General features: G+C 61.2%; 16 protein-coding genes. 10 read left to right on the top strand and 6 right to left on the bottom strand.

Features of this window, described 5'->3' with window-relative positions; translation table 11 throughout:
* Position 1 precedes the first annotated feature (1 nt).
* A complete protein-coding gene (locus tag ACIGJC_RS30235) occupies positions 2-1003 on the bottom strand; it encodes an NAD-dependent epimerase/dehydratase family protein (protein ID WP_483714614.1) in 1002 nt (333 codons plus the stop codon).
* 205 nt (positions 1004-1208) lie between these two features.
* Here ACIGJC_RS30235 and ACIGJC_RS30230 point away from each other — a divergent pair, with 205 nt between their 5' ends.
* Entirely contained in the window at positions 1209-2084 is an 876-nt protein-coding gene (locus ACIGJC_RS30230) for an alpha/beta hydrolase (protein WP_483714613.1), read from the top strand.
* 51 nt (positions 2085-2135) lie between these two features.
* Here the strand turns inward: ACIGJC_RS30230 and ACIGJC_RS30225 are convergent, their stop codons facing one another.
* Complete coding sequence (locus tag ACIGJC_RS30225; RefSeq protein ID WP_483714612.1) at positions 2136-2849, bottom strand: FCD domain-containing protein; 714 nt, start codon at positions 2847-2849, stop codon at positions 2136-2138.
* 272 nt (positions 2850-3121) lie between these two features.
* Here ACIGJC_RS30225 and ACIGJC_RS30220 point away from each other — a divergent pair, with 272 nt between their 5' ends.
* The 5 genes from ACIGJC_RS30220 to ACIGJC_RS30200 all read left to right on the top strand — a co-directional run bounded on the left by ACIGJC_RS30220 (position 3122) and on the right by ACIGJC_RS30200 (position 6862).
* Positions 3122-4111, top strand: coding sequence for a Bug family tripartite tricarboxylate transporter substrate binding protein (locus ACIGJC_RS30220; protein WP_483714610.1), 990 nt, complete (start codon positions 3122-3124; stop codon positions 4109-4111).
* 154 nt (positions 4112-4265) lie between these two features.
* A complete protein-coding gene (locus tag ACIGJC_RS30215; RefSeq protein ID WP_483714609.1) occupies positions 4266-5327 on the top strand; it encodes a porin in 1062 nt (353 codons plus the stop codon).
* Between the two features lie 138 nt (positions 5328-5465).
* Positions 5466-5807, top strand: a complete 342-nt coding sequence (locus ACIGJC_RS30210; protein WP_483714608.1) for a hypothetical protein — start codon at positions 5466-5468, stop codon at positions 5805-5807.
* A gap of 38 nt (positions 5808-5845) precedes the next feature.
* The gene (locus tag ACIGJC_RS30205; protein ID WP_483714607.1) at positions 5846-6598 is read left to right on the top strand and encodes an SDR family NAD(P)-dependent oxidoreductase; all 753 of its coding nucleotides are present in this window, start codon (positions 5846-5848) and stop codon (positions 6596-6598) included.
* Positions 6599-6688: 90 nt separating this feature from the next.
* Positions 6689-6862: a hypothetical protein gene (locus ACIGJC_RS30200; RefSeq protein ID WP_483714606.1), complete on the top strand. Its 174-nt coding sequence runs from the start codon at positions 6689-6691 to the stop codon at positions 6860-6862.
* Between the two features lie 321 nt (positions 6863-7183).
* Here the strand turns inward: ACIGJC_RS30200 and ACIGJC_RS30195 are convergent, their stop codons facing one another.
* Positions 7184-7951, bottom strand: coding sequence for an enoyl-CoA hydratase (locus ACIGJC_RS30195; RefSeq protein ID WP_483714605.1), 768 nt, complete (start codon positions 7949-7951; stop codon positions 7184-7186).
* Between the two features lie 22 nt (positions 7952-7973).
* Positions 7974-9632 carry an acyl-CoA synthetase gene (locus ACIGJC_RS30190; protein ID WP_483714604.1) on the bottom strand — a complete coding sequence of 553 codons (1659 nt, stop codon included), beginning with the start codon at positions 9630-9632 and terminating at the stop codon, positions 7974-7976.
* 236 nt (positions 9633-9868) lie between these two features.
* Between ACIGJC_RS30190 and ACIGJC_RS30185 the strand changes: the two genes are divergently transcribed.
* From ACIGJC_RS30185 to ACIGJC_RS30170, 4 genes are read left to right on the top strand one after another with little or no spacing between them, the layout of a single operon-like run.
* Positions 9869-10591 (top strand): nitroreductase, encoded by a 723-nt coding sequence (locus tag ACIGJC_RS30185; protein ID WP_483715205.1) that lies wholly within the window; start codon positions 9869-9871, stop codon positions 10589-10591.
* Between the two features lie 44 nt (positions 10592-10635).
* Positions 10636-12006 carry an MFS transporter gene (locus ACIGJC_RS30180; RefSeq protein ID WP_483714603.1) on the top strand — a complete coding sequence of 457 codons (1371 nt, stop codon included), beginning with the start codon at positions 10636-10638 and terminating at the stop codon, positions 12004-12006.
* Between the two features lie 19 nt (positions 12007-12025).
* Positions 12026-12784 carry an SDR family NAD(P)-dependent oxidoreductase gene (locus tag ACIGJC_RS30175; RefSeq protein ID WP_483714602.1) on the top strand — a complete coding sequence of 253 codons (759 nt, stop codon included), beginning with the start codon at positions 12026-12028 and terminating at the stop codon, positions 12782-12784.
* A gap of 7 nt (positions 12785-12791) precedes the next feature.
* A complete protein-coding gene (locus ACIGJC_RS30170) occupies positions 12792-13994 on the top strand; it encodes an acetyl-CoA C-acyltransferase (RefSeq protein ID WP_483714601.1) in 1203 nt (400 codons plus the stop codon).
* Positions 13995-14062: 68 nt separating this feature from the next.
* On the opposite strand, the gene ACIGJC_RS30165 is transcribed toward ACIGJC_RS30170, so the two are convergent.
* Positions 14063-14815, bottom strand: a complete 753-nt coding sequence (locus ACIGJC_RS30165) for a Crp/Fnr family transcriptional regulator (protein WP_483714600.1) — start codon at positions 14813-14815, stop codon at positions 14063-14065.
* A 28-nt stretch (positions 14816-14843) separates the two neighbouring features.
* Positions 14844-16601 (bottom strand): AMP-binding protein, encoded by a 1758-nt coding sequence (locus ACIGJC_RS30160; RefSeq protein WP_483714598.1) that lies wholly within the window; start codon positions 16599-16601, stop codon positions 14844-14846.
* Positions 16602-16606 lie beyond the last annotated feature (5 nt).

Below are 16606 nucleotides of genomic sequence, written 5' to 3'. Positions count from 1 at the left end.
CTCAGCTCCCTGTGGCCGGATCGCTCTGCGCCGCGCACGCGGCGAAATGCGCGACGGAGTTGGCCAGCGAATATTGTGCGGTGAAGCCGAGGCTCTCGCGGGCGGCACGCACATCGGACGGCGCCGGCCGCCGGTGCGGAAACGCCGCGAAGCCGCCTTCGGGCAAGTGCATCGCCTCGACGCGCAGAGCCGGATGTCGCGCGCGCACCACGTCGACGAACTCGTCCACGGTGAACCAGTCGCCCGTGGCCACGTTGAACACGCGCTGGCCCGGCGTGCCGGTCCGCAAGGCAGCGAGGTTGGCCCGTGCGCAGTCGCGCGCGTCGACGAATTCCTCGCGCCCGTTCCAGAGCAGGACGGGATCGTCGAGCCGGGCCGGCGTACCGGTGCGCCCGGCCTCCAGCAGTCGGCCGAGTAGCCGTCCCGGTACGCTGGTGGCAGCCTCCGGCCCGGCACCGAGCACAGCGCCGTAGCGCAGCACAATTGTGTCGACGCCGTACAGAGACGAGTAGGCCAATGCCAAGTGCTCGCTTGCAACCTTCGTGGCCGCGTAGATGCTCGCGGGCGCCTCGCTCACGCTGCGGCTCGCGAAGTCCTCGGCGACCGGCTCGGTCGGCAGCGTGCCGAACGCCGAATAGGCCACTGTCGTCGAACTGGCCAGCACCACGCGCCTGAGCCCGTGGCGGCGGGCGATTTCGAGCACGTTGGCGGTTCCGATCGTGTTGACGTGCACGCCGGCAAGCGGATCGCGCCGGATCGCGCTCGAAAGCAGCGCGGCAGTGTGGACGATCGATGTCACGCGATGCGTCTCGACCAGCGCGGCCAGGCGCGCGAAATCGGTGACGTCGCACTGGGTGACGTGCAGGCCGGTCTGGCGCGTGCGGGATTCCGTGGGCACGGTGTCTGCGCGGATGTCGGCGAGTACGACCGTCTCGCCCTGCTCGCGCAACTGCTCGGCCGTCAGGCGCCCAATCAGTCCTGCCCCTGTTATCAACGTTGTCATGCGGTTCCTCTGTCCCTCTTTGTTCCTTTTGGGCGTGGACGTCACGCGATGATCCGCGGTGTCCACGGGATGCAAGTTATGCAAATAAAAAGATGATGTCAACACAAAACATTGTTGCATTTATAAATTTGATGTTCGAATATATGCGTACTGCGCGGCAGTGCGAAGCGTCGCCGCGTCTTCTCAGTGTCTTCCCTGGTGAACGATGAAATCGCTATTGAATCCGCAGATGCCGCTGCCGAGCGCCGCGGCGCAGGCTTATGAAGAACGCGTGCTCGCGTGGGCGCAGCAGGCTAGCGTCGGACTGCGCGTGGCGAAAGACTTGCCGTATGGCTCCGACCCGCTCCAGCGCTTCGATGTGTACGCGGCACAGCGCGTTGCGCCTGATGCACCCGTCCTGGTGTTCTTTCATGGGGGAGGGTGGACCAACGGCTACAAGGAATATGCCGCGTTCATGGCGCGGCACGTGATCGCGACCGGTTGTGTGCTGGTGGCGCCGAGCTACCGGCTGGCGCCGGCCGCGCCATTGCCGGCGGCGTTCGACGACGGCGTGGCCCTGCTGTCGAGGCTGGCGGGATTGCTGCCCGCGTGGGCGGGGCCGGCACGCCGCGTGGTGCTCGCCGGTCATTCGGCGGGCGGACATCTCGCCGCGTTGTTGGCGCTGCGTCCCGACGATCTGGCGCGCGCGGGTGTCGCGCTCGATACGCTCGTGGGCTGTATGCCGATCAGCGGCATATTCGACCTGCACCATCCCGAGCCCGCGCCGGCGTCGCTGGAAGCGCGTGTCTACGACATGGTGCTCGGCCCCGACACGGACGATGCGCAAATGAGTCCGCTGTGCTGGGCCCGCGGCAACGGTATCCCGATGGTGCTGAGCTGGGGCAGGCATGACAGCCTGCGCGTCAGGGTGTCGAACCGCCGCCTGGCCAGCGTGCTTGCACTGCAGCCTGGCGCGGTCGCCTCGTTTGTCGATCCGGATGCCGATCATTTCCAGACCCACACCAATCTCGCTGCCGCGGACCATCCGTGGTACGGACGGCTAGCCAGCCTGGCGCATTCCGGCATCGTTCCGCGCGAGTGAGTGGAGGTGCCACGCCCGGGGTCCTGCGGACCGTGAAGTCGTGATCGTGACCTAGTCGGTGAAACGCTTGCTCAGCACCTCGGCGGTACGCATGAGGTGCTGCCGCAGGAGATCTGACGCCTTGTCAGTGTCACGGGCCAGCACAGCTTCCATGATATCCAGATGCTCCTTCATGACGTCGTCGCTCAGTTCCTTGCTCGAGCGGGGATAGGCGAGACGAATGCGGCGGTACCGCTCGGAGTGATCGACCAGCTGTTCGTCGATACGTAGCAGCCATTTCGAGCGGGCGGCCGCGATCAGCGCGAAGTGGAAACGCCGATGGGCCGTTTCCCACAGCTCTACGGCCACCGTATCGGACGCATCGGTCGGCAGGCGAGCCTTGGTCAGCTTGTAGTACGCGGCCATGATGTTGGCGCCCCAGTCGTCGTCGCCATGCTCGATGGCGTCTGCCAACAGCAGCAGCTCGATCGATGTCCGCGTGCGCATGAGATCGAGGAGATCGCTCTTCGACAGCTTCGACACACTGAAACCCCGCTGCCCCTCGTTGCTTACCAGCCCATCGCCGCAGAGCAGCATCAGCGCCTCCCGGATCGGGCTGAGCCCGAGTTCGTAGCGTTGCTGCAAGGACTGCAGGCGCAGCTTTTCCCCTGGCGCGAGGCTTCCCGCGATGATGTCTGCTCGCAGCAACTGATAAGCCTTTTCGGAGATGGTCTGGCTAGGCGCTTGAGTGTTCTGAAGCTTGGCCGGCAGGTCGGAAGTCCGCATGGTGGTTCGTCCAGGTGGTTGCGCGGCGGGAGGGTGCGGCTCCAGCCTGTGCAGTCCACGTTGCATTCGATCGTGCATCCAAAGATTCATAAATTTAACGTCAACAGCGAAATTTTGCACTATCGGACGCACGCATCGCCCTCTCCCGGCCTATCTTCGGGTAAACGCCATCTTATATTTAGAAGTCAAAAATTTATAATTTCCACACCAAATAACATGAAACATGGTTTCATACATGAAACGGGTGTGACCCGAATTTCGAGGAGATCGGCATGTACTCATTCACAAGGCGCTGTGCCCTGCTTGCGCTGACGGCTATTGCTGCCACGTTGGCGGTGGGAAGCGCGACGGCCCAGGGAGGCTATCCAAACAAGCCGGTCACGCTCGTCGTGGCTTATCCGGCCGGCGGCGACACCGATGTCCTGGCCCGGATGTTTGCAGAGAAGCTCACCGCACGTTTGGGCCAACCGGTTGTCGTCGAGAACCGGCCAGGCGCCGGAGGGTCGATCGGCAGCGCGTACGTGGCCAAAGCAACTGCCGACGGATATACGCTGCTGTTTGCGCCGAACACCCTTGTCATATCGCCGCACGTGTTGAAGCCAGGCAGCGGCGCCTCCTACGATCCGCAAAAGGACTTCACGCCGATCGTCGAACTCGGTACGCAATCGCTGTTCGTTGTCGTGAACAAAGGAGCCGGAGCCACTACGATGTCCGACCTCGTGGCGCGGGCACGCGCCGGCAGTATCCAGGCCTATGCAAGCCCGGGTAACGGGTCGCCCATGCACATTCTTGCCGAGCTCTTCAACAAGTCCGCGGGCGTGAGGATCGCCCAGGTTCCATATAAGGGCAGCGCACCCGCCGTCGTGGACTTGCTCGGGGGGCAGGTCCCGATGATGTACTCGACGCTGGGGCCTGTCGCCCAGTATTTCCAATCCGGCAAGCTCGCGCCTCTCGCGGTGGCGGACGCAAAGCGTTCCCCGTTTGCGCCCAATGTGCCCACCCTCCGCGAACTCGGCTACAAGGATGCCGAAGTCGGTGCGTGGCAAGCCGTCCTCGGGCCCAAGGGAATGCCGCTTGACCTGGTCGCCACGCTGAACAAGCACTTCAACGAGATTCTGAAGATGCCTGAGGTGACGTCTCGCATGGCGACGATTGCCGTCACGCCGCTCGGCGGCGAGCCGGCCACGCTTGGAACACTGATCGCCAACGACTATGCGCGGTACGGCAAGCTGGTAAAGGAATTCGGCATCCAGGCCGACTGAGCGCCGCGGCTCGCCCGCAGGGCGAGCGACAACTGGCTGACAACGTGATCCCGTACTGCACGGGAGGATGCCGCTCGCCCGCGCATGGAATTTATACGCCAGTAATTGATTTGGAAATTCAAGGCTACAACCAGAGAAGAGTGAGGAACGGCGAATGAAAAGAATGGCAATCCTGGCGGCAGCACTGACCACATCGGCAGGATATGGCGGGGCATGGGCGCAGTCGTCTTCGGTCATCATGTATGGCGTTGCGGACGTCGGCGTTGTTCACGAAAGCGGCGCCGCGGCAGGGTCGGTCACCAAGGTCACCAGCGGCATGATGTCCGGGTCGCGATTCGGCATGCGCGGACGCGAGGACCTTGGCGGCGGTACGGCGGCGTTCTTCACCCTCGAGGGCGGGGTGCTGATGGACACCGGGGCGTCCGGGCAAGGTGGGTTGCTTTTCGGGCGCCAGGCATACCTCGGGCTGGATAGCACGGCCGGCCGCCTCACGCTAGGCCGCCAGTACACCACGCTGGCGCTGGCCCAGGCAGAGTACGACCCATTTGTCACCGGTCTGGCCGGCACGTCAGCCAATCTGATCTCAGCAGGCGGGCGTGGCGGCTCCAATCGTATGGATAACGGGATCAAGTACAACCTGCCAACTGGCCTGAACGGGCTGGAAGGCGAGTTGTCGTACGCCTTTGGTGAAGTGGCGGGGAGCGCCGCAGCAAATGCCCAGTATGGTGCCTCGCTGGGGTATTCGAACGAACGGTTCTCGGCCCGAATTGCCTATGCAGATGCTCAGGACGCGAACGGCCCTGGCAAGAATGCACGTGAAGTCTTCACGGGCGCCAAGTACGATTTCGGTCCATTTGTCGGTTATGCGAACTTTGTGATCAACAGGGGGGCGATCGTACCCGGCACCCCGAATTACAAGTCGGAAGACTACCTGATTGGTGCGCAGATCCCTGTTGGCGCCTCCGGACGCATCATTACCTCGTACATCTACAAGAACGACCGGACTGCAGCCAACAATGACGCGCAGCAACTCGGCATCGGATACGTACACAAGTTGTCAAAGCGCACCAGTCTGTACACCTCCTATGCGCACATCTGGAATCACGCTCCGAACACGGCGACGTCAGGCTTCTACCGCGTATGGAACGCAAACGACGTTGGAAACGCCGCGGCAGGCAATTCCGCGTTCAGCCTTGGCATGAATCACATCTTCTGACTACCGTGCCTGCGAGTCGTGCAACTTGCAGGCGTTTGGCCCGGCATGTGGCAACCCGCCGTACACCGGGCCTCTTTTATTCTGCAAGAACGCCGGCCCTGATGCGGGCTTGACGCTTGCATTCCGAGGAATACCCGAATGATTGTACGTTGTGCCTATCTTGAGGGCTCGGTTAGACCGGAGCATCGCAGTCGGTTCGATCCGTTCATCGGCGCGGAGATCGTGCCGCTGATGAAGCAACTCCCAGACGCAACATCGGTTCGCGTAATGCGGGCAGACACAATCGAGGACGATGGGCCGTCTCTCCGCATGACTTTCGAGACGGTCTATCCTTCGGTGGAAGCCATGGATCGCGCGTTTGCGCATCCGGTCCGACATCTCTTAAGGCAAAAGCTTAACGAGATCATGCCCCTCTTCGAGGGACGCATTTTCCATATTACCCAAACGCTGCTCGCGGACGAGTCGGTGCCCGCGCAGTAGTACGTGCAGGTCCACCGCAACCATATGAAGAGAACGCTATGAATCAACTGAATACACAGCCTTCGGGCCGGGAGGTCGCGTTTGTCACCGGCGGGGCTTCTGGCATCGGACGCGCCACGGTTGCGCGGCTCGCACGAGATGGGTTTCGTGTCGCCGTTATCGATCGGAACGAGAAGGCTGTGAACGACACGGTGTCTACTCTCCAGGCTGAGCAACTGGACGTGGTTGGCTACGCACTTGATGTAACCGACCGTGCCGGGATTGCCCGGACGATGGACACTGAAGGTCGCGTCGACGTTGTCGTCTGCGCGGCCGGGATCTACAAGCCGCGCAGCTTCGATCAGGTCACTGACGACGACTTCCGCCATACCCTGGAAGTGAACCTGATCGGCGTGTTCATTCCGGCCCAGGAAGGTGCCAGAAGAATGCGCGAGGGAGGTCGGATCGTTACGGTATCTTCGCGCGGCGCGCTAGGTGGACTTGGCTTTCCCGACTATGTCGCTTCGAAAGCCGGCGTCATCGGGCTGACCCGTGCCATGGCGATGGAACTGCGTAACAAGCAGATTGCTGTCAATTCGATTGCCCCGGGTTTCACGGATACGCCGATGACCCGAACCATGCCGCCCGAGCAATACGCCGCTGCCATAGCGCTCGAACCGAGCAAGGCACCCGCTTCACCGGAGGACATTGCGAACGCGATCGCGTTTTTCGCCTCTCCGGGCATTCGCTTCGTCACGGGACAAACGTTGTTTGTCGACGGAGGCAAATCCCTGGGTGGTCTCGGCATCTGATTCAAAGCTTGCCGCGCCGATATCCGTTCGCGAAACCGCAATCGAAAATGCCTGTGTTCCCCTTCAATTTCTTCCTGATGAAATGAAGGGATGAATACACGCGTTTCAAAAGTACGGCACTCTGCCGCTGCGCTCCTGGTGATTTTCGCGCTGGTGTCGGGCGCGGCCTTTGCCGACACCGGCAAGCCTATCCGGATCCTCGTAGGCTTTTCGCCGGGTGGTGGCAAGGACCGCTCGTCGATCCACAGCGGACAATTGGGTTGAGGAGTTGGAGGCCCCACCTTTTGGCCAACTCGGCCGTCCCACTCCGCCTCTTCGAACGCTCCAAAATGGCCGGTCACGGCCGGCCGTCCACCTCCGTGTCACGGCCGACCCTGAACGACCCATCCGCGACATTCCGGTGCATAACAGCAAACGGCTCGTATGCAGACTAAATCGGTCATTCAACGTGTTGATGATGGCGGTCGGTCACAGCCGCTCAGTACCGTTGGCGTATTTATCAGCAATGGCCGAGGGCGTGGAGAAAATTGAGTTCGGATAACGAATCTCGATCGGACTGTAGCCGACTGGGACTCTTCCTGTGGGCTACCGACCGCGCCAGCGGGGCGCTCGCTTCTCGACGAAAGCGGCCACACCTTCCTTCTGGTCCTCGCCATCAAAGAGGCGCAAAAAGTGTTCGCGCTCGACGGCCAGCGCGGCGTTCCTGGGCACGCCGTCGCGTGCCAGTTGGATCAGTTTTTTGCTTGCGGCGGCGGCGGCAGGGCTCACGGCTGACGCTCGCTGAGCCAATGCCATCGCTGTCTCAAGGCTCGTGCCCGTAGGGACAAGCTCCTCGACCAGCCCGATTCGCAATGCCGTCTCCGCATCTACGCGCTCATTGCATAGAATCATGCGCTTTGCCCAGCCATCGCCCACGAGGGCTGGCAAGGTCTGCGTGCCGCAACCGGCGGGAAGAAGACCGACCGCGTTTTCGGGGAGCGCCATCTGAACGTGTGCTTCGGCTATCCGAATATCACATGACATCGCACATTCCAGGCCGCCCCCCAGCGCATATCCATTGATCGCCGCAATGACTACAGGCCTGGCATTCTGGAGCGCTTCAAAGGCGCGCCCAAAATGCTGGGCGACCAGTCGGGGATGATTGGGTTCGCCGTTGGCGATCTCCTTGAGCTCGGCGCCGGCGCTGAAGAACTTCCCTTCGCCGGTGATCACGATCGCCCGCACCTCGGCATTGGCGTTCAGTCGCCCGATCAGCGCCTCCAGTGCGGCAAGGCTCTCGATATTGAAGGCGTTGACCGGCGGGCGGTTGAGCGATACCAGTGCGGTATGCCCGTCAATAATGCAATCGATCATAGTTCAGTGCTGCCAGTGGTTTTTAGCGTGAGCAGGCTAGGTCGGTGATGGCCTCGCGGCTGCCTGCCATCTCGCGCAGCCGGAATTTCTGGATCTTTCCGGTGCCGGTTTTCGGCAGCGCGCCATAGATCACGCGAACCGGGCACTTGTAGTGCGCCAGGCGATCTCGGCAGAAGGCAATGACTTCCGCTTCGGAGGGCGCGGCGTAGCCGTCCTTGAGTTCGATGAAGGCACAGGGCGATTCGCCCCATTTCGGGTGGGGCTGGGCGACGACCGCCGCGATGAGGACGGCCGGGTGTTGATGGAGGACATCCTCTACCTCCACAGAAGATATGTTTTCGCCACCCGAAATGATCACGTCCTTTGATCGGTCCGTGATCTGGACGTAGCCGTCCGGGTGGACGACAGCAATGTCACCAGTATGAAACCATCCGCCTCCGAAGGCCCGCTCGGTGGCTTCGGCGTTCTTCAGGTACCCCTTCATGACGATGTTGCCGCGTAGCAGCAGTTCGCCTTGCGTTCGGCCATCCCACGGTACGGCGCACATCGTGTCGGGATCGGCGACATAGAGCCCTTCGAGTGCGGCAGCACGGTTGCCCTGGCGTGCCATCAAACGAGCCCTGACGTCCGGCGGCATGGCGTTCCAGGCGGGGTTGGCGTACGAACTGACCGGGGTGCCGGAAGCTTCTGTGATGCCGTACACATGTTCCACGTCGAAGCCCATCTCGCTTACGGCCTTGATTACGGCGGCAGGAGGCGGCGAGCCCGCTGTACGGATGCGAATGGGATGCGAGAATGCTGGGCGCTCGGCTTCTGTCGCCGTGGCAAGTGAGGCGAGCACAATGGGTGCCGCACAGAAATGGTCAACGCCGTGCGCGTCGATCGCCTGGAAAATGTTTGCCGCCGTTACCTTGCGCAGACACACGTGCGTGCCAGCCGCCGCGGTGATGGCCCAAGCGAAGCACCAACCATTGGCATGGAAGAGCGGCAGCGTCCACAAGTACTTCGGCCCGCGCGGCATGCCCCAATCCGTGAGCTGCAGCAAGCTCATCAGATACGCGCCGCGATGGCTGGGAACAACCCCCTTAGGATCAGAGGTTGTTCCGGAGGTGTAGTTCAGCGCAATGGCATCCCACTCGTCCTTCGGATAGATGCCCGGAAAATCGGCATCGCCTTGCCGGAGGAACTGTTCATACTCCAGCTCGCCGATGAGGTCGCCTTCGGGTGCGAGGGTGTCAACAACATCGATAACCAGCGGTGGGTTCTCGATTCCCTCGAGTGCGGCTGCTGCCAGGGCAGAGAACTCCTGGTCCACCAGCAGAACCTTGGCTTCGCCGTGCTTCAGGATGAATCGAACGCCATCAGCATCGAGGCGGCAGTTGATGGCGTTCAGTACGGCGCCGCTCAGAGGGATGCCATGATGAGCTTCCACCATTGCCGGCGTGTTCGGCGCGAGGATCGACACGGTGTCGCCTTTGCCGATGCCGCGCTTGATGAGGGCGCTTGCCAGGCGTCGGCAGCGCTCCCTGGTCGTGCGCCACGACTGGCGGAGGTTGCCATGAATAATGGCATCCCTGTCCGGATACTGCATGGCACAGCGGTCCAGGAAGTGCAGTGGGGTCAACGGCACATGATTGGCGTCGTTGCGTTCCAGGCCGATTTCATAAATGTTGTTGCTCACGACTGTCTCCTACCGAGTTCTATGAGTACTGCGCTATGCGCACTAATGGAACCCGGAAAGTAAGCCGATTCCCATTGCGACACTGTCTTGCACAGGACAGTGCTGACTTCCCTTGAGTTCGCGAGCAGGAATAACTCGCAATTGTCGGCTATGTGACAGTACCCGTTCGGCGCGAAACCTAGTCTCTACCCGAAAGGCTGATGCAGCCATTTTCAGTAGAGAGCGTTAGCGTGAACCTGAACAGATTGAGTCCCCCTCCTAGTGAGCTTCCGGCCGTGCGTCGCGCGGTCGAATGGGCGATTACGACGCGCCGTAGCGTACGTGCCTTCCTTCCACAATCCGTGCCCGCCGAAGTCGTCGAGGCAATCTTGAATACCGCGCGGTTCGCTGCAAGCGGCGTGAATATGCAGCCCTGGAAGGTGCACGTCCTGATGGACGCCGCCAAGGACCGCGTCTGCGGGGCAATACGCAAGGTGGATGACGATCCGGCTCTTTCCGCAGAGCACGGCGACGAGTGGGCGTATTACCCGCTGGAATGGACGGATCCGTATCTCGATCGCCGTCGCACGGTGGGTTGGAAGCTCTACAGCCTGCTTGGGATCGAGAAGGGCGACAAGGCCCGCATGCACACCCAGCACGGTCGCAACTACCAATTCTTTGATGCGCCCGTCGGCCTCTTTTTCACGATGGATCGAGTGATGAACGAGGGGAGCCTCCTGGACTACGGGATGTTCCTGCAAAACATCATGGTCGTCGCGCGCACCTACGGCCTGAGTACTTGTCCTCAGGCTGCGTTCATGAAGTACCACCGGATCATCGAACAGGAGCTGGCACTGAGCGCCGAGGAAAAGTTCGTGGTTGGGATGAGTCTCGGATATGCCGATGAGGAGCGCATCGAGAACTCACTGGAATCAGAGCGCGAACCCGCCTCGAGCTTTACGACATTTCACAAGGAATGACCGCAGCACAAAAATGATTTGACCCATTACAAATGGAGGAGACGATGACAAAAGAAATTGACGTGCAAAAGGTAGCAGACACAGCCAAGTTCTCTGGCTTCCACCGGATGATTCTATTTTGGTGCGTAATGATCCTTGTGCTGGATGGCTACGACCTGGCGGTAGTGGGCGCAGCGCTGCCATCGATCATGAAGCAGATGGGGGTCGATGCAACGAAGGCGGGATTCATGGCGAGTTCTGCATTGTTCGGCATGATGTTTGGCGCCATCTACCTGGGCACGCTTGCCGACAAGATTGGTCGCAAGTTGTCGATCTGTGTGTGCGTCGGCCTTTTCAGTGTGTTTACCGCGGGGGCTGGCCTCACGAGCGATCCGATCAGCTTCAGCGTCACGCGTTTCTTGGCCGGTCTCGGTATTGGCGGCGTGCTGCCTGTCGTGACGGCCCAGATGGGAGAATTTGCTCCCAGCAAGATCCGGGCTCGGCTCGTTACCATCGTTTTCGCCGGGTACTCGATCGGCGGGATTCTGGTCGCTCTGACCGGCAAGGGCCTGATCGAAGCATACGGCTGGCAGGCGGTGTTCTTCGTTGCCGGTCTGCCGGTACTTCTCATTCCGTTCATCTTGTGGACCATGCCGGAGTCCATGGCGTTTCTTGCACGCAAGCAGCGGGATGACGCGCTGCGTGCCGTGGTGCGCAAGCTTGCTCCCGAGTTGAAGGTTGCGCCGGGTGATCGTCTGGTCGTACCCCAGGAGGCGATGGCTTCCAATGCCCCGGTTGCGGCGCTTTTCGCCCGCGGGCGCGCCGTGAGCACGCTGATGATCTGGGTGGCCTTCTTTACCGGCCTCTTTATGGTCTATTCGCTCAGCTCTTGGTTGACGAAGCTCATGGCGATGTCCGGCTACAGCCTCGGTTCGGCTTTGAACTTTGTACTAGTGTTCAACATTGGTGCGGTATGTGGTGCGATCGGCGGCGGCTGGCTGGGGGACCGCTTCAACATCAAGCATGTGCTGGTGGTGTTCTACGCAACGGGCGCGGTGTCGCTGTCCCTGATGGGATACACGAAGGTGACCGAATTGTTGTTCGTGCTCGTGTTCGTTGTCGGTGCCTCGACGCTCGGCACGCAGTTGCTTGCCTACGCCTATGCGGGGGAGTTCTATCCAGGCTCCATTCGCTCGACCGGCGTGGGCTTCGCCTCGGGAATCGGCCGACTCGGCGCCATCGTGGCACCTGTGCTCATCGGCGCACTAGTGGCAATGAAGCTGCCACTCGAACAGAATTTCTTGGCCATCGGCTTTGCCGGTCTGGTCGGGACCCTGGCGGTGATGCTCATCGACCACCGCCAAAGCGCATCCGTGCAACCCGCGCAGGAGGGTTCACTTTCCTCGCTCGACGTGCACGCATCCACCAACCGCTGAACCCAGAATTTCCGTACACATGCAGATTCAGGACAACGTATTTGTGGTGACCGGGGCCGGCTCTGGCCTCGGTGCTGCCACCGCAACAGCACTTGCTGAGCAGGGGGCGAAGGTCGTTATTGTCGACCTCGATTCCAACAACGGGCAAGACGTCGCGCGCAAGACTGGCGGCGTCTTTGTCAGGGCCGACGTCACGAGTGAAGACAGCGTGAAAGAGATGTTCGACTTCGCCGCTGCGCTTGGACCGTTGCGTGGTCTCGTCAACTGTGCTGGCGTTGCTCCTGCTGAAAAGGTAATTGGCAAGAACGGCGTACATGCTCTGACATCGTTTAGCCGCACGCTTCAGATTAACGTTGCAGGCACGTTTAACGTCCTCCGCCTTGGGGCGGCACTGATGGCGGAGCAGCAGCCATCGGCGGACGGCGAACGAGGGGTCATCGTCAACACGGCGTCGGTTGCCGCCTTCGACGGCCAGGTCGGCCAAAGCGCATATGCCGCCTCGAAGGGCGCAGTGGTGGCAATGACACTGCCGCTGGCGCGCGAACTGGCGCGATTCGGCGTGCGGGTGGTAACCATCGCGCCGGGGATCATGGGCACGCCCCTGTTGCTCGCGATGCCTGAGGAGGTGCAGAAATCTCTTGGGGCATCCGTACCGTTTCCCCAGCGCATGGGCAGGCCGCAAGAGTTCGCGGATCTTGTGCGGCACGTTATCGGCAATTCCTACCTCAACGGTGAGGTGATTCGACTCGACGGTGCCATCCGTATGGCAGCGAAGTGAGGTATTCATGATGAATTCGACAAACGATCCAATCGTCGTCCTTTCGGCAGCGCGCACGCCTATCGGTGGGTTTCAGGGGGAGCTGTCATCCTTGACGGCTCCGGAGTTGGGCGGGGCGGCTATTCGTGCGGCCGTGGAACGGGCCGGCTTGACGCCGTCCTGCATCCAGGAACTGCTCATGGGGTGCGTCCTTCCTGCCGGCGTCGGGCAAGCGCCGGCCCGGCAGGCCGGTATCCGTGGTGGACTGGAGCTTTCTACGCCTAGTACCACTATCAGCAAGGTTTGCGGATCGGGGATGAAGGCGGTCATGTTGGCCCACGATCTGCTGCTGGCAAACACTAATGACATCATGATCGCCGGCGGCATGGAATCCATGTCAAATGCGCCCTACCTGCTGCCAAAAGCGAGAGGCGGATATCGGCTCGGCCATGGCAAGGTCATGGACCACATGTTCCTGGACGGCCTTGAGGATCACTACAGCGACGACACGCGTGGGCGCCTGATGGGTACGTTCGCCGAGGATTGCGCTGCGATGTATAGCTTCACGCGGGAAGCGCAGGACGAATGGGCGGTGATGTCGACCCTGCGTGCCCAGGCTGCGATCGACGCGGGTAGCTTCGCGTGGGAGACGGTGCCGATTTCCGTCGATACACGGAAGGGGTCGGTGTCGGTCACGCGTGATGAACAGCCCTTGAAGGCCGATCTGAATCGTGTGCCCACCTTGAAGCCGGCATTCAAGAAGGACGGGACGGTGACGGCCGCCAATTCGAGTTCGATCTCGGATGGTGCGGCAGCGATGGTCCTCACCCGGCAGTCCATTGCGGACAAGATGCAACTCGAGCCGGTTGCTAGGATCATGGGCCATGCAACGCACGCACAGACGCCGGCGACGTTCACCACTTCTCCGATTGGTGCGATCCGGAAGCTTCTCGACGGATTGGGATGGGCCGCATCGGAGGTCGATCTTTGGGAAATTAACGAGGCGTTTGCCGTCGTTGCCATGGCCGCCGTGCAAGACCTGCTGCTAGACCGGGCGAAGGTCAATATTCACGGCGGGGCATGTGCGCTCGGTCACCCCATTGGCGCGTCGGGTGCGCGAATCCTGGTCACGCTTATTGGTGCGCTTCGCAAGACAGGTGGTCGCCGAGGCGTCGCAAGCCTGTGCATCGGCGGCGGTGAGGCCACAGCCGTAGCCGTTGAGATCGTGTAAGAAGAAGGCGGCATTGCATCCTCCTTGTCTGGATGCAATGCCGCTGGCTGCCAGCAATTGTTGTTGGGTCAATCGCCCAGGCGGGCAAATTGTCGGAGCCCTTCGAGATTCAGGATATGGATGGCGCCGTATTCCATGGCGATCATGCCGGCATCCGCGAGTTCTCGGAGCGCTCGATTCGTGTTCTGGCGCGACAGGCCGGAGAGCCGTCCAATTTCTTCCTGGGACAGCCCCAGGGTCCGGTCGGTAGCGGGATAGAGTTGACGATGGAACAACTCGGCAAGGCAGAATGCCACACGGCCTGCGGCTTCGTGAAGCCTCAGGTTGTGCACCAGTCCGACATAGTAGCCGCAACGTGCATTGAGTTGGTCGATCACATAGCGGCTAAAGGTATGGTTGTGTTCCAACAGCCAAAGGAAGGTGTCTTTTGGAACATAGGCAACCCTGCTGTCCTTGAGCGCTACAACGGAGTACTGCCGTGGTTCGTTTTTTAGCACCGCACCCTCGCCGAACCAAGCGCCTGCGGGGACGCCGGCGAAGGTAATAGCCCTTCCGCAGGCGGACGCCGTGTCCACCTTGACGATGCCTTCGACCACACCCAGCCAGTGGTCGGCTGGTGTACTCCTGTGGCAAGCGGTGCCGCCTGCGACGAAGTGCTTCTCAAAAGAATCGGCCATGACGCGCGTTTTCTCCTGAGGGGTGAGATGGTCGAACCAGGCGGAGCTCTTGAAGAAGGACGCCAGGGTCGGACGCGAAATGCATCCTGAGACAAGCGGTCGCGGGGCGACCTGGCTACTGAAGTCGTGGGATAGCGTTTGCATGTGTAATTCTCTTCGGTTGCCGCTGGGATCAGTGGTCACGGTCTTCCGTGCAAACCGGACCGACTGCACGCGTCGAATGTGTCGATACGGGCTTAAGCTTTACTTTTGTGTCAGTGGCGGGGTCGGCCAGTCCGTCGTTCCTTGTGGCGCGCAATACGAATCGCTGGATCTTCCCGCTAGGTGTCTTGGGGAGCTCGGTAGCGAAATGCACCTGCCGCGGATAGGCGTGGACGGCATAGCGAGTCTTAACCCACCGCTGGATCTCCTCGGCCATGGCTGAACTCGGAGCAAACCCGGGTCGCAGGACGACATACGCTTCGATTACTTCACCCCGGATCTTGTCGGGGGCAGCAATGACGGCACATTCCGCGACCGCCGGGTGAGCGGCAATCACGGACTCGACTTCAAATGGACCGATGCGATAACCGGCCATGATGATCACGTCGTCCTCTCGCGCGGAAAAATAGAAGCTGTCTTCGGCATCCATGTTGCCAAGGTCACCGGAGAGATAGTATTTTCGGTCTGCGGAGAACTTCTCGGCGCTCTTTTCCGGAGCTGCGTCATAGCCGTGGAACCAGGCGAGCGGGCTCTCCGCGACGTTGAAGGCGACACGTCCAACCTCGCCCGCCGGTAATTCGACATCTTCGCTGCGGTCCAGCACCACGGCCTTCCACCCAGGCATGGCGATACCCATTGATCCAGGTCGAACCTCACGTGCGAGGCGAGGATCGTGGTGGTTGTTGATAAGCATGCCCGCCTCGGTCTGGCCATAGTGGTCAAAGACGAGCGTCCCTAAGGCCGACTTGGCCCATTCGTTTACATCCGGCGTGAGCGGCTCGCCAGCGCTGGAAGCGCAGCGCAGCTTCAGGTCCTGCGGCGGCGCGATCTCTGAGCACATGAGGGATCGGTAGACGGTCGGAGCGGCTGCGAAATTCGTGACGTTACGCTCTGCGAGAATGCCGTAAGTGGCCGCAGCGTCGAAGCCGCCCTTAAGAAGGAGGCTATGAACCCCGGTACTGAGTGAGCCAATGACGCCGAAGTACAGACCATAGGCCCAGCCAGTGTCGGCCGCGCACCAGTACACATCGTCCGGAAGCAGTCCAGTGCCGAACTCGATGTACGCTCGGAACGCAGCAATGGCGCGGATGGGGACAATTACGCCCTTGGGCTTGCCCGTGGTTCCGGACGTGTAGATATGAATAAACGGTGCGTCGCCGCCCAGGACCGCGGCAGCTACGTTCGCACGTCCCTCGGCTGCGAGATCGTCGAATCTATGGATCCGGCAGTTGCCAGAAGAGGCGTTATCGCCACCAATGAGAATTAGGTCGGTCACAGCGGTGGGCTCAGTGTCCCCGTCGATTGCGCCGAGCTTGCCAACCTGGGAGGCGTCACAAATCACGACTTTCGCTTGGCTCCCTGCAAGCCGCTGAGCTATGGCGGGCGGCGCAAACGCTGTAAAAAGCGGGACGTGGACCGCGCCGAGGCGCCAGATGCCCACGAGACCAATCAAGTATTCTGCACTCTTCCCTGCCAGCGTCGCGACTCGATCCCCAGCGCGGACGCCGATGCTCGCGAGTCCAGCCGCAAAGCCTTCGGAGCGTCGTCTCAGTTCGCCATAAGTCAGGCGCTCGGCATTCCCTTGAGCGTCGATGACGTCATAGGCCACAGTCTCGGCAGGATGGCGGTCGCAGAGCAGCCACGCGAGAGATGTCGTCGGCGCCGCGTATTCCGAAACCAACGCCGCAACCCGGCGATCTAGCTCCGAACTGAGCTCTAACGTACTCATGATTT

This window comes from Cupriavidus sp. C3SS-1, from assembly GCF_057073755.1.
The sequence above is the reverse complement of the archived record's forward strand: the minus strand, read 5'-3'. Positions and strand labels throughout refer to the sequence as shown.

Bases quoted from the DNA above. Each gene is read 5' to 3' on its own strand.
- ACIGJC_RS30200 (WP_483714606.1), top strand. From the start codon at position 6,689: ATGAATACACGCGTTTCAAAAGTACGGCACTCTGCCGCTGCGCTCCTG.
- ACIGJC_RS30220 (WP_483714610.1), top strand. From the start codon at position 3,122: ATGTACTCATTCACAAGGCGCTGTGCCCTGCTTGCGCTGACGGCTATT.
- ACIGJC_RS30170 (WP_483714601.1), top strand. From the start codon at position 12,792: ATGATGAATTCGACAAACGATCCAATCGTCGTCCTTTCGGCAGCGCGC.
- ACIGJC_RS30160 (WP_483714598.1), bottom strand. From the start codon at position 16,601: ATGAGTACGTTAGAGCTCAGTTCGGAGCTAGATCGCCGGGTTGCGGCG.
- ACIGJC_RS30180 (WP_483714603.1), top strand. From the start codon at position 10,636: ATGACAAAAGAAATTGACGTGCAAAAGGTAGCAGACACAGCCAAGTTC.
- ACIGJC_RS30210 (WP_483714608.1), top strand. From the start codon at position 5,466: ATGATTGTACGTTGTGCCTATCTTGAGGGCTCGGTTAGACCGGAGCAT.
- ACIGJC_RS30225 (WP_483714612.1), bottom strand. From the start codon at position 2,849: ATGCGGACTTCCGACCTGCCGGCCAAGCTTCAGAACACTCAAGCGCCT.
- ACIGJC_RS30175 (WP_483714602.1), top strand. From the start codon at position 12,026: ATGCAGATTCAGGACAACGTATTTGTGGTGACCGGGGCCGGCTCTGGC.
- ACIGJC_RS30215 (WP_483714609.1), top strand. From the start codon at position 4,266: ATGAAAAGAATGGCAATCCTGGCGGCAGCACTGACCACATCGGCAGGA.
- ACIGJC_RS30195 (WP_483714605.1), bottom strand. From the start codon at position 7,951: ATGATCGATTGCATTATTGACGGGCATACCGCACTGGTATCGCTCAAC.
- ACIGJC_RS30165 (WP_483714600.1), bottom strand. From the start codon at position 14,815: ATGCAAACGCTATCCCACGACTTCAGTAGCCAGGTCGCCCCGCGACCG.
- ACIGJC_RS30205 (WP_483714607.1), top strand. From the start codon at position 5,846: ATGAATCAACTGAATACACAGCCTTCGGGCCGGGAGGTCGCGTTTGTC.
- ACIGJC_RS30230 (WP_483714613.1), top strand. From the start codon at position 1,209: ATGAAATCGCTATTGAATCCGCAGATGCCGCTGCCGAGCGCCGCGGCG.
- ACIGJC_RS30235 (WP_483714614.1), bottom strand. From the start codon at position 1,003: ATGACAACGTTGATAACAGGGGCAGGACTGATTGGGCGCCTGACGGCC.